This is a genomic window from Gemmatimonas aurantiaca, assembly GCF_037190085.1.
Taxonomy (GTDB): domain Bacteria; phylum Gemmatimonadota; class Gemmatimonadetes; order Gemmatimonadales; family Gemmatimonadaceae; genus Gemmatimonas; species Gemmatimonas aurantiaca_A.
Genome location: NZ_JBBCJO010000014.1, coordinates 64,688 through 81,365, shown reverse-complemented (window position 1 = coordinate 81,365; position 16,678 = coordinate 64,688). Strand labels below are relative to the sequence as shown.

16 protein-coding genes are annotated in these 16,678 nt (G+C 65.1%); 11 read left to right on the top strand and 5 right to left on the bottom strand.

Annotated features, from left to right (window positions below; genetic code table 11):
* The 3 genes from WG208_RS18235 to WG208_RS18225 form a co-directional block, all read left to right on the top strand.
* On the top strand, window positions 1-1,516 hold a 1,516-nt coding region (locus WG208_RS18235; protein ID WP_337172826.1), incomplete at its 5' end, for a hypothetical protein.
* A gap of 85 nt (window positions 1,517-1,601) precedes the next feature.
* Complete coding sequence (locus tag WG208_RS18230) at window positions 1,602-1,994, top strand: hypothetical protein (protein ID WP_337172825.1); 393 nt, start codon at window positions 1,602-1,604, stop codon at window positions 1,992-1,994.
* 2 nt (window positions 1,995-1,996) lie between these two features.
* Window positions 1,997-2,305, top strand: coding sequence for a hypothetical protein (locus WG208_RS18225; protein ID WP_337172824.1), 309 nt, complete (start codon window positions 1,997-1,999; stop codon window positions 2,303-2,305).
* A gap of 48 nt (window positions 2,306-2,353) precedes the next feature.
* On the opposite strand, the gene WG208_RS18220 is transcribed toward WG208_RS18225, so the two are convergent.
* A complete protein-coding gene (locus tag WG208_RS18220; RefSeq protein WP_337172823.1) occupies window positions 2,354-2,608 on the bottom strand; it encodes a GlsB/YeaQ/YmgE family stress response membrane protein in 255 nt (84 codons plus the stop codon).
* Window positions 2,609-2,742: 134 nt separating this feature from the next.
* On the opposite strand from WG208_RS18220, the gene WG208_RS18215 reads away from it, so the two are divergent.
* The 4 genes from WG208_RS18215 (at window position 2,743) to WG208_RS18200 (ending at window position 9,342) form a co-directional block, all read left to right on the top strand.
* Window positions 2,743-3,159, top strand: coding sequence for a BlaI/MecI/CopY family transcriptional regulator (locus tag WG208_RS18215; protein WP_337172822.1), 417 nt, complete (start codon window positions 2,743-2,745; stop codon window positions 3,157-3,159).
* Complete coding sequence (locus WG208_RS18210) at window positions 3,152-5,380, top strand: M56 family metallopeptidase (protein WP_337172821.1); 2,229 nt, start codon at window positions 3,152-3,154, stop codon at window positions 5,378-5,380. Before WG208_RS18215 ends, WG208_RS18210 begins: the two co-directional genes overlap by 8 nt.
* A gap of 93 nt (window positions 5,381-5,473) precedes the next feature.
* Entirely contained in the window at window positions 5,474-6,799 is a 1,326-nt protein-coding gene (locus WG208_RS18205) for a HEAT repeat domain-containing protein (RefSeq protein WP_337172820.1), read from the top strand.
* A 32-nt stretch (window positions 6,800-6,831) separates the two neighbouring features.
* Window positions 6,832-9,342 carry a DUF5916 domain-containing protein gene (locus WG208_RS18200; protein ID WP_337172819.1) on the top strand — a complete coding sequence of 837 codons (2,511 nt, stop codon included), beginning with the start codon at window positions 6,832-6,834 and terminating at the stop codon, window positions 9,340-9,342.
* Between the two features lie 61 nt (window positions 9,343-9,403).
* Here the strand turns inward: WG208_RS18200 and WG208_RS18195 are convergent, their stop codons facing one another.
* Window positions 9,404-10,033 carry a peptidylprolyl isomerase gene (locus tag WG208_RS18195; protein ID WP_337172818.1) on the bottom strand — a complete coding sequence of 210 codons (630 nt, stop codon included), beginning with the start codon at window positions 10,031-10,033 and terminating at the stop codon, window positions 9,404-9,406.
* A 98-nt stretch (window positions 10,034-10,131) separates the two neighbouring features.
* Between WG208_RS18195 and sugE the strand changes: the two genes are divergently transcribed.
* The 3 genes from sugE (at window position 10,132) to WG208_RS18180 (ending at window position 13,303) form a co-directional block, all read left to right on the top strand.
* Window positions 10,132-10,449, top strand: a complete 318-nt coding sequence (sugE, locus tag WG208_RS18190; protein ID WP_337172817.1) for a quaternary ammonium compound efflux SMR transporter SugE — start codon at window positions 10,132-10,134, stop codon at window positions 10,447-10,449.
* 140 nt (window positions 10,450-10,589) lie between these two features.
* Window positions 10,590-11,159: a sigma-70 family RNA polymerase sigma factor gene (locus tag WG208_RS18185; protein ID WP_337172816.1), complete on the top strand. Its 570-nt coding sequence runs from the start codon at window positions 10,590-10,592 to the stop codon at window positions 11,157-11,159.
* Between the two features lie 11 nt (window positions 11,160-11,170).
* Entirely contained in the window at window positions 11,171-13,303 is a 2,133-nt protein-coding gene (locus WG208_RS18180; protein WP_337172815.1) for a TlpA disulfide reductase family protein, read from the top strand.
* A gap of 25 nt (window positions 13,304-13,328) precedes the next feature.
* On the opposite strand, the gene WG208_RS18175 is transcribed toward WG208_RS18180, so the two are convergent.
* Both WG208_RS18175 and WG208_RS18170 read right to left on the bottom strand, forming a co-directional pair.
* Window positions 13,329-14,672: a hypothetical protein gene (locus WG208_RS18175; protein ID WP_337172814.1), complete on the bottom strand. Its 1,344-nt coding sequence runs from the start codon at window positions 14,670-14,672 to the stop codon at window positions 13,329-13,331.
* 254 nt (window positions 14,673-14,926) lie between these two features.
* Entirely contained in the window at window positions 14,927-15,766 is an 840-nt protein-coding gene (locus tag WG208_RS18170) for a hypothetical protein (RefSeq protein WP_337172813.1), read from the bottom strand.
* A 234-nt stretch (window positions 15,767-16,000) separates the two neighbouring features.
* Between WG208_RS18170 and WG208_RS18165 the strand changes: the two genes are divergently transcribed.
* On the top strand, window positions 16,001-16,153 hold the full coding sequence (locus WG208_RS18165; protein WP_337172812.1) for a lmo0937 family membrane protein: 153 nt from the start codon (window positions 16,001-16,003) through the stop codon (window positions 16,151-16,153).
* A gap of 63 nt (window positions 16,154-16,216) precedes the next feature.
* Here WG208_RS18165 and WG208_RS18160 read toward each other — a convergent pair whose 3' ends face one another.
* Window positions 16,217-16,609: a response regulator gene (locus tag WG208_RS18160; RefSeq protein ID WP_337172811.1), complete on the bottom strand. Its 393-nt coding sequence runs from the start codon at window positions 16,607-16,609 to the stop codon at window positions 16,217-16,219.
* Window positions 16,610-16,678: the final 69 nt, after the last annotated feature.

Below are 16,678 nucleotides of genomic sequence, written 5' to 3'. Positions count from 1 at the left end.
GCGCATGCGCGGCGTGCGCATCTTCGACATCTCGAACATCCGGGAGCCGAAGCTGGTGGCCAATGTGCAGACGTGCCGCGGCTCGCACACGCACACGGTGCTCGAGGACCCGAAGGACAAGCAGAACGTCTACATCTACGTCTCCGGTTCGTCGGGCATCCGTCCGGGTGGTGAACTCGCCGAATGCGCGAACGTGGCCAGCGGAGAAGCCAACTCGTCGCGTCTGCGCATCGAGATCATCAAGGTGCCGTTGGCCGATCCGAGCAAGGCGGCGGTCGTGGGCCGGGCGAACATCTTTGCCGGACTGAATGCGCCGAGCACGCACGGCGCGTCGGCCGCCGACAAGGCCGAGCTGGATGCCATGAAAGCCAAAGGCGCCTTCATGATCATGATTCCGGCGATGAATCAGGAAATCGAAGTGCCGGCGCAGTTCGTGAAGCCGGTGCTCGACAGTCTGGTCAAGGCGCGCGGCGCGACCACGCCCAATGCCGCCGATTCGGCCGCCGCCCGTCCGCTCGTGGATGCCGCGGTGAAGCGTCTCCTGGCCGCCCAGGGCATGATGAATCCGCCGGAAAAGGGTGGCGCCATTCACGAGACGTCGCAGTGTCACGACATCACGGTGTATCCGTCGCTCGGTCTGGCCGGCGGCGCGTGTGAAGGACACGGTCTGCTGCTCGACATCAGCAACCCGGTTGCACCGGTGCGTCTCGACGCCGTGGCCGACTCCAACTTCGCCTACTGGCACTCCGCCACGTTCAACAACGACGGCACGAAGATCCTCTTCTCCGACGAATGGGGCGGCGGTGGCGCGCCGAAGTGCCGTCCACTCGACAAGCCGGAGTGGGGCGCCAACGCGATCTTCGAGATCGTGAACAAGAAGCTCGTGTTCAAGAGCTACTACAAGATCCCGACCTACCAGACCGCGAACGAGAACTGCGTGGCGCACAACGGCTCGCTGATCCCGATCCCGGGCCGCGACGTGATGGTGCAGGCATGGTATCAGGGCGGCATCTCGGTGTTCGACTGGACGGATGCGTCACATCCCAAGGAGATCGCGTCGTTCGATCGTGGCCCGGTGGATGGTACGCGCATGCAGATGGGCGGCTCGTGGTCGGTGTACTGGTACAACGGCAACATCGTGAGCTCCGAGATCGCGCGTGGCATGGACGTGGCCCAGTTGGTGCCCAGCGAATACATCTCGCAGAACGAGATCGATGCCGCCAACACGGTGAAGTGGGACTACCTGAACGCGCAGGGGCAGCCGAAGATCGTGTGGCCGCCCAGCTTCGCGCTGGCGAAGGCGTTCACCGATCAGCTCGAGCGCAAGGGCTGCGCGGCGGGCACGGTGAGTGCGTTGCGGACGCAGATCGCGGCGGCCGAGAAGGCCAACGGCGCGGCGCGCAACGATGCGCTGGCCAAGGCGGTGAGCGATGCGGAAGGCGCGCGCAGCTGCGATGGCGCCAAGGTCGACCTGCTCAAGAAGTCGCTGCAGGATCTCCGCGCCCTGGCGATGTAACCGGGCCGGGTAATCCGGCGAGGTAGCAGAACACCGGACACGATACGCCCTCTCCTCTTCTCCCACTCACACCATCCGATCGGCCATGGCCAGTCTCCGTCACGCAGGCATCGTCGTCGCTGCATCCCTGCTGTCCTTTGCCGCCGGTGCCGGCGTGATGCGCGCGCAACAGCAGTCGGCGACGCGTCGCGAGCCGCAGTTCGAGAACAGCGAGCTGAAGGTGTGGAAGTCCATCATCATGCCCAACCAGCCGCTCACGCAGCATCGACATGAACATGGGCGGGCCCTGGTGGCCCTGACAGATGGCACGCTCGATGTGGTGAATCCGGCCGGCAAGACGGTGAACACCTACAAGTGGGAGAAGGGGAAGGCGTACTGGCTCGGCGCCGATCCGAAAGGAGAAACGCACGCCGATGTGAACAACACCCGGCAGCCGATCGAAGTGATCGTGGTGGAACTCAAGAACGATCGCCCGTAGTCATGAACCTGGAGCGTCTCGCGTTGCCGGCGTTGATGGCGCAGTGGGCCCGTGCCGTCGATCGCCTCGAACGGGCCCTCGATACGACCCCGTCCGACCACCTCGAGGATCTGGCCGTCCGTCACGAGATCGCGCGTCGCATCCGGGCGCGTCCCGTGACGGCGGAGACGCGGGAAATGCTGGCCGAATTGGATGGGATCTACCGCGGGGCCACCGTCGAGTGTGGGGGCTGCGTGGCAGGAGAACACGACGCGGCGGCCCAGGGATGGACCGCCGCGCGTGAATGGTACTTCTGGCGTCGTCCGCGCTGACCGGGTCGCGCGGATGATGTAGCCGTAGGCGAGCCGTATCAGGCCTGTTCAGGCCGACTTCCTGCCAGTGATCAGTCGATATACGAAGAGCAGCAACATCGCCCCGATGACGCTGGCGATGAATCCGGCCTGGGCACCCGCGGCGTACAATCCGAGCACCTGTCCGAGCCACGTGCCCACGAACGCGCCTGCGATACCGAGCAGGATGGTGATGATGAACCCTCCGGGGTCCTTGCCGGGCATCAGGAACTTGGCAACCGCACCCACGATGAGACCGATCAGGCAGGTATACAGAAGACCCATGATCCGCTCCAGAAAGTGAGAAATCCCGCCGAGACGGCGGGTCTGCCTACTTATACCCCGGGTTGACAAGCAGGGAAGACTGTTGAAATATCAGCATGGTTGAAAAATCAGCAGACTCTTTCAGGTCAGGCCACATGGCTACTCCGCACGACTCCGAATCCCCGACGGGCAGTCTGTCCCGGCGTGAACGGCAGGTGATGGACATTCTGCACCGACGTGGTGAGGCGACGGTGGCCGAGATCATGGCCGAGTTGCCGGATCCGCCGACCTACTCGGCCGTGCGTTCGATCGTGCGGATTCTGGCGGAGAAGGGAACCATCCGTTTCCGCGAGGATGGGCCGCGCTATGTGTACTATCCCGCCGTGGACAGCGATGCGGTGCGTGAGACGGCCCTGAACCATCTGGTGGACACCTATTTCGGTGGTTCGCCCGAGTTGGCGGTGACGGCGCTGCTGCGTCGCAACGACTTCGGGCTCGATGCGCGTGACGTGAGTCGTCTGCGCGAGGCGATCGCCCGAGCGCGGCACTCGGAGGGGGGCACCGATGCCTGATGCCCTTTCCCTCCCGGTGGATCCGTCGACGCTGATGCTGGTGCTTGCGAAGATCACGCTGCTGCTCGGACTGGCGGTGTTGGGCGCGCGTCTGCTGCGGCGCGCCACGGCCGGTATCCGGCATCTCTGGTGGCTGGTGGTGCTGGTGGCCACGTTGCTCATTCCCGTGCTGGAATTCACGCAGCCCATGCGGATTGCGGTGATTCCGGCCGGTGTGGTGCCCGGGGCCAGGGCGACGTATTCACCGGCGGTGGAGATGGCCTCGACCGAAGCCAGTCCGGCCTCACCGGCGACGATCGCTTCGCCGACCACGCCGGCACTGACCTCGGAGTCTCCCGGCACGTCCAGCACGCCACCGTCGATCACGACGCGTCTGCAGACGTCTCTGATGCTGCTGCGGTCGCTGCCGCCATTGACGCTGATCGCGATGGCATGGTTGGTGGGGATGCTGATCTCCGCGGCCTGGTTGCTGCGCAGTTGGCTCGCGGCTTCACGCATCGTACGTCGCGCCAGCGTGGTGTCCACGTCCGACTGGCTCGACCCGCTGTACGAAGTGGCCGACCGTATCGGACTCGATGATGTGCCGCGTGTCGTCCGCTCGGCCGACGTGCGCATGCCCTTCGCCTGCGGTGTACGGACACCGACGATCGTGCTGCCGTTGTCGTCGGATGCATGGAGCCTCGAACGTCGACAGGCCGTCCTGCTGCACGAACTCGCGCACGTGCGACGCAACGATCTGCTCGGACACACCTTCGCGCGGCTGGTGTGTGCCGTGTACTGGTTCCATCCGATGGTGTGGATGGCAGCCGGCGCATTGCGGGCGGAAAGTGAGCAGGCATGTGACGATCTCGCGGTGTCGTCGGGCACACGTCCGTCGGATTATGCCGAGCACTTGCTGGACATCGTGACTTCGGTGAAGGGTGATGCGACACCCGCCGTGGCCATCGCGATGGCGCGCCGCAGTGAGTTCGAAGGACGCATGCTGGCGATCCTCGATCCGGAGCGTCCCCGGCGCAACACCACGCGTCGACAGGCTGTCACGCTGGCGGGACTGATCGGCGCGGTGACCCTGCTGGTCGGTGCGGCAGCACCGGTGACATCGAGTGCTCCCAGTGCCACGATGACATCGATGGCCGGGCTGGTTCAGCGGGCAGACAGCACGAACGTTGGGCGGGATGCCGTGACGCCTGACGCAGTAGTGCATGACGCGCCAGCGTACGACGCAGCAGCACATGACGCGGTCGTGCGCAACGCGGTGACGGATTCGGGAAGGGAAGCGGAGAAGACGACCAGCGAAACGCGATACCTGCCAGTGCGGCCTCCTGCCGCGCCCGCGGTCCCTCCGTCGGGGCAACTCGGTCGTCGGGTGGACCAGGCGCTCAGCCGGGTCGTGACGCAGTTCTCCACCGACGTGAGTACCGGGATCCTGAACGCGCTCGGTCCCGCCGTGGGCCGACAGTCCATGAACAGTGGACTGGCTGGCTTCGACAGTCTGCCGATGGCCGAGCGGGCCCGGTTGTTGGTCCGCATTCTCACCACCGACAGCAGTGCGTCCATTCGTCGCGTGGCCGCCTGGGGGCTGAATGAGTACCTGGTCGTGGATCCCGGTGTGCGGACGGCGCTGATCACGGCTCTCAGACGCGATACCGATGCGAAGGTCCGCGAAGTGGCCGCCTGGGCGCTGGCCGACGATCCGGCATCGCGCACGACAACCAGTGCGTTGATCGACGCCCTGCGCGATGTCGACTCACGGGTGCGCGGAACGGCGGCCTGGGCCATCGGCACGATCGAAGCGCGGGAGGCGGAGTCCGCATTGCTCAAAGCCCTCGAAGACCCCGAAGCATCGGTGCGTTCACGCGCGGCATGGGCACTGGGCAACGTGACACCGGCACAATTGCCTGCCGGACTCACGACGCATCTCGAAGACAGTGGTCGCGACGTGCGTCGGGCGGTGACGTGGGCGTTGTATCAGATCGGTGATGACCGCGCGGTGCCGGCCTTGCTGCGTGCATTCCGTGCGGAAAAAGACCCCATGGTCCGTCGGGACATGTTCCGCACACTCGTGTCGCTGGGTGAACAATCGACGGAATTCATCAAGCAGATGCTCGACAACAACGATCCCGATATCCGCGAACAGGCCATCTCGCTGTTGGCAGGACGTCCCCAGCCGACACCCTGGCCCTGGCCGTGGCCTGACCCGCGTCCCACTCCGCAGAGGTAAGGAGCAGTAAGGAGCACGGCGCTTCGGCGCCGACTCTTTTCCCCCGAAGTGCTGAAATTTCAACATGACCGCATCCCCGCGGTGGAGGAGATCATGAAAAGTTTTCTGATGGGCGTGGTGGTGACCACCACGTTGACGGTGGGTGGCGCGGAGACGTCGGCGTCCCGCGCGGCACTGGATGTGGAAGCGCTGCTGGCCGATGCCCGCGGCGCGCCGGTGACGATGTGCCAACTGGCCACTCGCGCCGTGCGCGGTATGGGATGGGGACGCGGGGGTGAGCCACCGGTGACCCGCCTGCCTGTGTCGATGCCTGAACGGCCGGATGTCCTGCCCACTCCAGCGGTCGCGCGATTGGTGCAGGCCCTTGGCGATACCGATGCCTGTGTGGGGGAGATGGCTTCACAGCTGCTCGCCACGCAACCGGATTCGTCGATCATGGCGCCGATGGTGGAGCGGTTGTCGTCGCGTGATTCGGTGGTGCGGGTGTCGGTATTGGCCGTGCTCGGACGTGGCGATGTGCGTGAGGCCGCACCCTCGGTGCGGCGGGTGTTGCATGACGACGTGGCAAGTGTGCGGGCCAATGCCGCCTGGGCCGCGGGACGCCTGCGCGATGGAGCCGCATTGCGTGTCCTGCACGATCTGGTGGCGGATCGCAACACGGCGGTGCGGCTCGCGGCCGTGACGTCACTCGGACAGCTCGACTCCACGCGCAGTGTGGCGACCCTCGCGCCATTGCTGGCCAACGATCCCAGTCCGCAGGTACGACGCACGGTGGCGTGGGCCATCGGCAACATCGACGCCCGGGAAGGCGCGGTGGCACTCACGCGGGCGTTACGGGACCGGGACGCGTCGGTACGTGAGATGGCCGCGTGGGCGCTCGGTCAGCAGCGTCGGCTCACGGACGAGGCGGGCGAGGCGCTCATGACCATGGTCGCGCGCGACGACGATGCCGATGCGCGGGAGTCAGCCGCCTGGGCACTGGGGACCACGCGTCATCGTACGGCGCTGAATGTGCTGGCCACCGCGGCCGCCGATGATCGTGTCGGTGATGTGCGCGAGATCGCGGCGTGGGCAGCAGGGTCGGTTGGTGATCGACAGGTACCCGCCGCACTGGTGCGGGCCCTGCGTGATCGTGAAGCCAAGGTCCGTCGGGCCACAGCGTGGGCGCTCAAGGAACTGCAGGATCCCCAGACACTCGATGCGGTGGTGGATGCGCTGGAACGTGAAAACGTCGATCGCGTACGGGAGGCGCTCGTGCGCGCGGCGGCCGGCCTGGGAGGCGGCAGTGACCGCGCGGTGCGTGCGCTGGTGTCGTCGTCCGACCCCAAGGTACGTGAGCTGGCCGTTCGCTCGATGGTGCGGGGAGGGGCCATCGATCCCTGGCCGTGGCCGATGCCCCGTCCGCGGCCGTTTCCGTGAATCGCGTGATGAATCGCGTTCTGAATCGCGCTATGAATCGCGCTCTCGGTGTGTCGATCGTGCTGCTGGCCTGCGCCGGCGCGCTCCGTGCGCAGCCGGCCGTGGCCGTCCGCGCCGCCACCGCACCCACGCTCGATGGTCGTGACGACGACGAGGTCTGGCGGAACGCGCCGGTGGTGGACGGCTTTCTGGAATACCAACCGCGGGTCGGGGGAGCGCCGCGCTTCCGTACGGAGGTCAAGGTGGCCTACGACGATCGTGCGCTCTATGTATTCGCCCGGATGTACGATCCGGCGCCTGACAGCATCGTGGCGCTGCTCAGCCGACGCGACGTGCGGACCAACAGCGATCACTTCAAAGTCGTGCTCGACTCGTATCACGACCGTCGCACGGGATACGAGTTCGCGGTGAATCCCGTGGGGGTGAAGCGCGACTTCCTCGTGTACAACGACACCAACGAGGACGGCACCTGGGATGCGATCTGGGATGTGGTCACCCGCATCGATTCGCTGGGATGGACGGCGGAGTACCGGTTGCCATTCAGTCAGTTCCGCTTTCCGGCACGCGAGACACATACGTTCGGTCTCATGTTCGTGCGCGAGATTGCCCGCACCGGTGAGCGATTGAGCTGGCCGCTGTTCCGGCAGGATGCCCAGGGCTTCATCTCGCAGGCCGGAGAACTGACGGGCCTCGAGCGCATTCCATCGCCTCGACGTCTGGAGGTCACTCCGTACGTCCTCACGAAGAGTACGACCCGTTTCGATGGCATCGGTGGCGCGTCGCATCCGCAGCAGAGTACCGTGGGGGCGGACCTCAAGATGGGCCTCGCATCCAACCTGACGCTGGATGCGGCGGTCAATCCCGACTTCGGTCAGGTGGAGGCGGATCCTTCGCTGCTCAATCTGTCGGCGTTCGAGCCCTACTTCGAGGAACGGCGTCCGTTTTTCCTGGAAGGCGCCGGCATCTTCGCGTTTCGCAACTTCTGCGACGACATCGATTCGGGATGCCGGGGCCTGTTCTATTCACGACGCATCGGTCGTGCCCCACAACTCGTCGGTCGTTATGGCGATGCCGGCAGTCCGCAGCAATCCACCATCCTCGGCGCGGCCAAGATCACCGGACGTACGCGCGGGGGACTGTCGGTGGGCCTGCTGGATGTCGCCACGGAACGTATGGTGGGCTCACAGGATCGTACCATCGAGCCGATGACCAATCATGCGGTGGTGCGCCTGCAGCAGGATCTCGCGAAGGGGCAGAGCGGCATCGGCGCGATGGTGACGGCGGTGAACCGTTCACTCGACGAATGGACGTCGCCGTGGTTGCGGCGGGAGGCTTACACGGGAGGCATCGACGGGCGTCATCGATTCGGTGGACGCAACTACGAAGCGACCTTCTCGCTTTCGGGGAGCGTGGTGCGTGGAAGTGCCGCCAGTGTGTTGCAACTGCAGACCGACGGGGTGCATCGCTATCAACGGCCCGACGACCGTCTGTCCGTCGATTCGACGCGCACGGCGCTCACGGGACTGGCCCAACGGGTTTCACTCAGCAAGTTCGGCGGCGGCATCACGCGCTTCCAGTTCGTGTATCAGCGGTTCACGCCGGGTTACGAGACCAACGACCTGGGGTTCCAGTCCCGCGCCGACGAGCAGATCGCCCGTGGGTGGTATGCGTTCCAGCTGCTCCAACCGACGTCGTACTATCGCCGGGCCTTCATCAACACGAACATCGGCACCAACTGGTCGGCGTCCGGGCTCAACACCTGGAACAGCGTCAACACCAATTGGCACATCGAATTGCCGAATCAGTGGGGCGCACACTGGGGACTCACGGTGCAGAGTCTCGCCCCCGCATACGACGATCGGGTGGCGCGTGGTGGTCCGGCGATCCGGGTGCCACGAGGGTTCAACTACTTCGTGGGGGTGGAAGGTGACGGACGTCGTGTGGTCATTCCGACGCTGTTCGTGGGAGGGAAGCGGGCGGACGAAGGACACACCTCGAGCTTCTGGGTCGAACCATCGCTGCAGTTTCGTGCCTCGTCACGTTTCTCGGCATCGCTGAATGCGAGCTGGCAACACGCCGAAACCGGGTCGCAGTGGGTGCGCAATCGTACGGACAGTGTGAGCGGCGCTCCGCAGTGGCTGTTTGCGCCGCTCGATCAGACCACATTCTCGAGCAGCGTCCGGCTGAATTTCACCGCCACGCCAACCCTGTCGTTGCAGATGTGGGGGCAGCCGTACCTCACGAGCGGTGACTATGACCGGTTGATGGTGCCGGCGGCACCGCGGGCGGCGCGATACGCCGACCGCTGGCGTGTACTGGCGGAAGATGGCGGGGGCTTTCAGTTCCGCGAGTGGCGATCGAATGTGGTTGCCCGATGGGAGTATCGTCCCGGATCCACGCTGTTCCTGGTATGGCAACATGGACGCAGCGGTTATGAAGACCTCTCCGGCCGCTTCGCGTTCGGTCCCGAGATGCACGATCTGTTCGGACTGCCACCAGACAACAGTTTCCTGCTCAAGGTGTCGTACTGGTTCAATCCCTGATGCGAGAGGTCGTGATGGGGCTGAGGCCTGCCCCATCACGACCTGAACGTCACAGCCTGTCTCAGCGCCGCACGCGTTCGATGCGCACGATCCGGATGGGCGGCTCGAGGGTCTGTCCGTTCGCGGGCTGTTTCTGTATGGCGCGCACGATGTCCATGCCCTGTGTCACCTGACCGAAGGCCGCGAAACCCTGACCATCGAGGTTGCGGTGTCCACCAAAATCGAGTGACGGTTGGTCACCGATGCAGATGAAAAAATCCGACGTGGCAGAGTCGGGACCACCGCGAGCCATGCTGAGCGTGCCATCGCGATGCCGAAGTCCCGTCACGGTCGTGCGCTCGAGCGGCACGGCGGGGAATCGTGCTCCCGTGCGGGCGGGATTCGCACCACCCTGAATCACTTCGATGCGCACGGTGTCCCGGGGCTGGTTGTCCATGGTCACGGTGCGATGGAAGCGTCCGTCGACATAGGCACTGGAGTCGACGTAGCGCAGGAAATTGCGCGCACTGACCGGTGCATGCAGGCTGTCGATCTCGGCCAGGATCGTGCCGAGAGAGGTCTCGATCCGCACGGCGACGGTACCCGGTGTCGGGGCTGCGGACTGCGCGTGGCCCATGATGGGCAATGCGGCCACGGCAAGGCCGGCTGCGAGGGCGCGTCGGCGCGCCCGGACGAGGAGCGTGGTGATCATGGAGAAAGAATGGCTATATTTCCACGCTGAGGCCACGACCTCACCCAATTCGGGACAAAGTCCGGGACGGCCCGGCCCTACTTCACTGGAGGGCCATGATGGCCGCCTGGATTTCACTGCTGATTGCGGGAGTGCTGGAAGTCGTGTGGGCGTATTTCATGAAAGAGTCGCAGGGGTTCACGCGGCTCTGGCCCACGGTCATCACCCTGGTCACGATGATCGCCAGTTTTGCACTCCTGTCCTTCGCCATGAAGGCCCTGCCACTGGGCACCGCCTACACCGTATGGACCGGCATCGGCGCGGTGGGGGCGTTCGCGGTGGGCATTCTGGTGCTTGGCGAATCGGCGAGTCCCATGCGTCTCCTGGCCGGGGCGCTCATCATCGCGGGGCTCGTGCTGATGAAATTGTCGTCGTGATGATCAGGGGGTGACGATCACCGGGCGGCGGTCACCGGGCGGCGGTCACCGGACGGCGGTCACCGGACGACGAAGATCGCAAAGGGTGGTGTAACGAATAGCGGCGACGTGGCATTGCATCGGCAGAATCTTTCATCCTGATGACCATATCGTCGACCGTGCATGAGCTTCCCGGTGCCGACGCATTGCTCGTCGACCGGGTTCGCTCGGGCGACGGGGACGCGTTGGGCGCGCTCTATGACCAGTACGCGCCGCGGTTGCTGCGTGTCGCCTGGCGCATGCTGGGCGAACGCGCCGAAGCCGAGGACGTCCTGCACGATTTGTTCGTTGGGCTCCCGGAGGCGCTGCGGCGCTATGACGACAGGGATCGACTGGATGCGTGGTTGATCCGGTGCGTCGTGCGGTTGGCGCTCATGCGATTGCGGCAGACCCGCCGTCGTGGTGAGCACGTGGCGCTCGACGATCGGATGTCCAGTGGCCAGGTGGCCCCCGATGTCGCCGTCGAAGTGCGCGAACTGGAGGTGGCCATCGCCGCACTGCCCATGGGGCTGCGCGCGGTGTTCGTCCTGCATCGGATCGAAGGATTCAGTCACGCGGAGATCGCCCGCACTCTCGGGATCTCCGAGGGCAACTCGCGGGTGCGTCTCGTGAGAGCGCTCGGGCAATTGCAGCAGCGCCTGCATGGTGCACCATCACCGACTTTGGACTGAGGCGGACACCGATGGCCTTCGACCCCGCATTCGAGCGACAGCTCGAGACCTCATTGGAAGCGATGCGCCGTATGGAGCCGGAGCCCGACCCGGGACTCCGTGAACGCATTCTCGTGTCGCGAGCGAGCGGTCTGCGCACCATGCCGACACTGCTGGTCGCCATCGACGCCGGACCGGGCGTGATGTCCGAGGACGAGGATACACCTGTGCGACATGCCGTGTCGCGTGGGTGGCCCCGTTGGGTCGGCGGCGCCGCGGCCACGGGTGTGGCGCTCTTCGCGCTGCTTCGACCACCGCAGCCGGTGGAAGCCGGTGTCATCTCCGGTACACTGCATCTGTCGTCCACGACGCCCCGGCCAGGACAATCGGTCACGGTGCAGTACATCTCGGCCGGACTGCTGGGAAAGCCACCGTCGTTGCAACTCCGGGCGCGTATCCGCGTGCAGGACGCCGAGGAGTACGAGACCGGCATTCCCGTGGTGGCGCTGGCCACCCTGCAGCGCGAAAAAGACGCGACCTATGTGGGGCGGTTCACATTGCCGGACAGTGTGGTGTACGCTGCACTGGCAGTGGAAGACATCGCTGGCCGTGTGGTGGATGATTTTGGCGGTCGGGCCTGGGAAGTGATGCAGGCCGGTGAAGGCGGTGCGCCGACATGGGCGGCACTGAGGCAGCGGGCCGCCGACATGATGGGGCGCAGTTGGGAGGAAGGACTCGCCACGGTGCGCCGGATGGTGCGCCTGTACCCCGACTCGGTGTCCTCGTGGAGTCTGCTGCAGAGCTACGAAGGCTGGATGTCCCTCGATACCGACAGTACCCGCCGAGTGCATCGGGAGAAAGGGAGGGAGTTCGATGCGCGCTATCGGGCGCAACGCGTGCTTCCGGAGGAGTTGCCGGGGGTGATGTTCTGGTACACCGCCCGAGGGGATTCCACTCTCGGCGAGTACTGGCGTACACGACTCCTCGCCGAGGCGCCACGCTCGGAGCTTGGGGCGCAGGAGCGTCTTATCGTGACACTGCGTGCGTTGTGGAAATCGGCCGATACGGCGGCGGCATTGTCCGCGCTCGAAACGCAATGGGCCGACGTCCCGCCGAAGCGTCATGCGCAGGTGGCAGGTGCGGCACTCGAGCTGGTGCCGCGTATCGAATCGGCCGCGCCCACATTCGAACGATGGACGGAACGGTTGCGAATGGCCCAGCCTCGCGTCGGCTCCGAACGCCTCATCAACGAACGCCTCATTGCGGTTCGGGCACTCGAGTATCGCCGTACCCGTCAGGCTGGTCTCGATCGGCTGCGCGAATTGGCGCGCCGTTGGTATGCGGATTCTGCGCTCACCCGTCGACTCTGGGAGGACCGCGCGTCGTATCTGCGTCGCGCGGCGGCGGCTCCGCGCGAGCCTCTGCTCGCCCTGGGCAAGGCACTGGCGGCCGATGGTCAGCTCGTGGCCGCACGCGACACGTTGCGACTTGCCGCAGAGGCGGGATGGAACACCACCGCCTTCCGCGCATATGCGCAGGTGCTGCAGCAGCTCGGCGACGTGTCAGGCGCCAGACGACAGTGGGCCCGGGTGGCGGCCGATCCAGGTACATCACCGGTCGTCGTCGATTCACTCACCCGTCGCCTGAGCGCGGAAGTCGGTGATTCGGCCTGGCGTGTGCTGTTGCACGAGGCGCGTGGCATCCTGGGCACGACGGTCATGAAAGATGCGCAACTGCGCCACATCGAAGACCTCACGCTGACCCGCATCGATGGCGCAACGACCCGCCTGTCGGAGCAGCAGGGTGCGGTGGGAACCGTCGTCGTGTTCTGGTCGAAAGACTGCGGTCCAGCCATTGAAGCGCTGCCGGTGTTGCAGCAGGCAGGTGCACGTTTCAAAGACTTCGGTTTCCGCGTGATCACGGTGGCCGAACAGGCGACACGCGATGTCCAGCTCGATCGGCAGATTGCCGATCATCGGTTCACGCTGCCGGTGTATCTCGACCGGGATGGTCGCGTCAACAAGGCCTTCAACAACTGGGGCACGCCGCAGATCTTTCTTCTCGATCGTCACAGCCGTCTGGTCTTTCGGGCCACCAGTGACGTCGATCGGGCGCTGCTACAGGCCTATGCCATGTCCACCGTCCAGCGGCCTCTGGCGAACTGAGACCACCGGGCCGTTCCGCGAATGGTCACCGCACCGGCAGGGCGCGCCGGGTGCAGCGGGCGATGCGTGGCGTGCGTGTCGCCCATGCCACCAGATCACCGGCCCGCCCGATGGCCCCGTTGGTTACGGACGTGAACGTCGTGCCGACAGGTGTCGGCCTCGCTGCCGCGAGGACGGGCACCGTTGGCGTTGGTCCCGAAATGAATGCGGCATCGATGGCGTCGAAGAATGCCCGATCGGCGGGAACCTGCATCAGCGTGCGCCGCGCTTCCGCCGCCGCTTCCAGCATGGCAGCGTCCGGACCCAGCAGCGCCGTGCGTATCTCGTCGCAGGTGGTGAGAACCAGCGACTGCAATGCCTGCAGACGAAGGACGCGCGGCAGCACCGAGTCGGATACGGCGTCGATGAGTTCGCGCCGCAACTGGAACAGCGGCGTGCCCGACGTCTGATTCATCATGCTTTCGATGAAGGAAAGACGCGGTCGGGTGAGCGCCGTGCGATTGATCGCCGCCGCAGGGGAATCCGGAGCGCGGAGCTGTTGCAGTCCATCACGTGTGAGATCCACGAACATCGCGCCGGCCAGCGCATCCACCGCTCCGGTACCCACATCGATGAGCGCGAAGCCCACGGTCAATGCCTGTCGCAACGCACGCTCGGCACCCGCCGAATCGTGTCGTGCGAGCAGCCACGCCGCCCGATACACCGAAGCGATCGCCAGTTGTCGTGCTTCGCCGAATGCGAGCAATGGGGGCAAGGGCACGCTGCTGCCGTTGCCGGGACGATCGCCACGGAGATTTTCCTTTCGATCGACGGGCAGGAGAAGCCCGGCCGCGGGGGACAGACGGGTGAGGCCTTCGAAATCGTTCCAGAGCGGCGCCTGTGCCATGACACCGAGATACGACATCTCCGCGCTGGTGAATCCCTCACGTGCACGCGCGATGATCATGGACGGATTCGGTCCCCGATACTGCGTCGAACGCAGACCGGGGAACATGGCGGCATCGGGAGCGAGGGCGTTCCATGGTCGGGCGGTGGAAGCGGTCTCGCGGCGCCGCGGGAAGATCGGTTGCACCGCGCCAAGCTGACGCAGCGTCACGATCAACGAGTCACGCAGGGTGCCCGACGGATCGACGGCGGCACCCGGTCCCGGCGCCGTAAAAGCCATGCGTTGATCGCGCAGCGAGTCCAGTGCATGCAGTCGCGCACTGATCCGGTCGAGATCGAATGTCCGTGTCGGACGTGAGGTGGCAATGGTGACGATCGGTGCCAGGCCCACCAGCAATACCGCACCCACCAGGAAGCGGCTGCCCCAGCGAAAGATGGTGCGGTGGGTTCCCCGCAGGGTCGTCGAGTCGATCGCCTCGCGCATGATGGGCAATCTGTTCACTGACGCGGCCGGTCGTCAGGGCAGGGGGGATCCTCCGCGCGTGGTGCTGCGCGATGAACGCCACACGCCCCGGCTGCGTCGAAGCGCGCCTAGGGCGTGATGGGGTGCTGCTCTATGACTGCAGCGAAGCGGGAGACAATCCGATTCGCGTTCGTGGGGAGGGGTGGGAGTGGAAACTCCGCGCCACTCTGCGAAGCCTTGCCGGGCTTCGTGAAACGCTGTGTGGGTGAGCCGAATCAGCGCAGCGTGATACCGACGGCGACCGGCACCCAGCGGATGGCGTTGTGACTGCCCAGGCCTTCCTGGCGGTTGAAGAAATCATCGGTATTGCCGAACACGTTCACGAAGCGCGATTCCACAAAAAGGGCCGCGGCTCCGATTCCGAATTCCACACCTCCGCCGATCTGCGCACCGAAGGCGTTGCGGCGAATCTTGTTGCCGTTGCCGTATTCGATGGCTTCGGTAGGCGTCTCCGGCTCGCCCAGCACCTGGCCGATGGGCGAGTTGCTGCCGAAAGAACGGAACTGATACACGCCGGCCCCGCCCAACCCGTAAATCCCGAAGGCGCCAAGCTGACCCCGCGCCGTCATGTTGAGCGTGGCGGAGTAGATCTGCGGTCGATTGGCGGGAATGGCGAACCCCTGGCCCGAGGCGTCGTGCACGATCACACTCTTGTCGCTGCCGAGCCGGTTGTATCCGAGATCCAGTCGCACACCGAGGAGCTGCTGGGGGCGATGATAGCCGATCGGAACATGAATGTTGAACCCGGGCTGATAACCGCGGTCGTTCAATTCGAGAGATGGCAACGACGTTCCGCCGCCGAGAGAGACATAGAAGCCGCTGTTGTGGAACAGCGGTGTGCGCCGCACCGGCTGCGTGATGGTGGCGCTGTCCGGAGTGTTGCCGGCCGTGCTCGACGAACGCGGGGTGCTGATGGCGCTCTGGGGGATCTGGCTGTCGCTCTGTGCCCACAACGGCAGCGGTGCGCCGATCGACATGGCCACGGCGGCGCAGGTGATCGCGGCGGATACTCGCTGGCGCGTCACCGAGATGAAGGAGGGGATCGAATTGGACATCGTCCCGGACATAGGGCCTCCAAGGGTGTCTGGTCCATCGCACAGTCTACGGTGATCAGTGTAGGTGTTTCCGATGGACCACGCGCGTTCCCACAGGAGCGATCTTTCTGCTCTCCATTGGCGGGGGGTGTTCCTCATCCAAAAGAGAGAGGGAAAGACTCTGCCGAAGGCTACTGGTTGCGGACAGGGGAGTTTCGTACTCTCCCCTCGTGAGACAACCCAACAGGAGGCAACATGCTGACCACCCTCGCCATCGTGCTGCTGGTACTCTGGGCACTCGGAATGGTGTCGTCCTATACGATCGGTGGATTCGTCCACATTCTTCTCATCGTCGCCATCGTCATGATCCTGGTGCGCATCATCCAGGGGCGGAAGCCGATTTCCTGACGGCCGCAGAATGAAAGCATGGAACAACCAGCGGGGCCGCAGAATGTCTCTGCGGCCCCGCTTTCATCGCCCCCGTACCGCGTCGAGCAGACTTCGCAATCTTTCCATGTCGAGCGGTTTCACGACATGAGCATCGAATCCCTCGTCGAGCGCGCGTTCACGATCCCGCTCCGTACCCCAGCCGGTCATGGCCACGAGCATCGCGCGGCGCGGAACGCTCGCGGCGCGAATGACACGGGCCAGTTCGTAGCCCGACATTCCGGGCAGTGAAACGTCGATGAATGCGATGTGAATGGGGTGGTCACGCGGTTGTTCGTGTGCAAGGAGAGGCAGAGACTCCTCGGCTGTCGGCAATGCCCGGGCGGAACAGCCCATCAGCTCGAGTACCATCACCATGCTGTCGCGCACGTCCTGGTTGTCGTCGATGACGACTGCGCGGATATCGGTGTGTTGCATAGAGGTCCGGTACGGGAATCCATGGGGCGAGAGCGCCTCACGGCGACCAGGAGCGGATTCACGGAACGT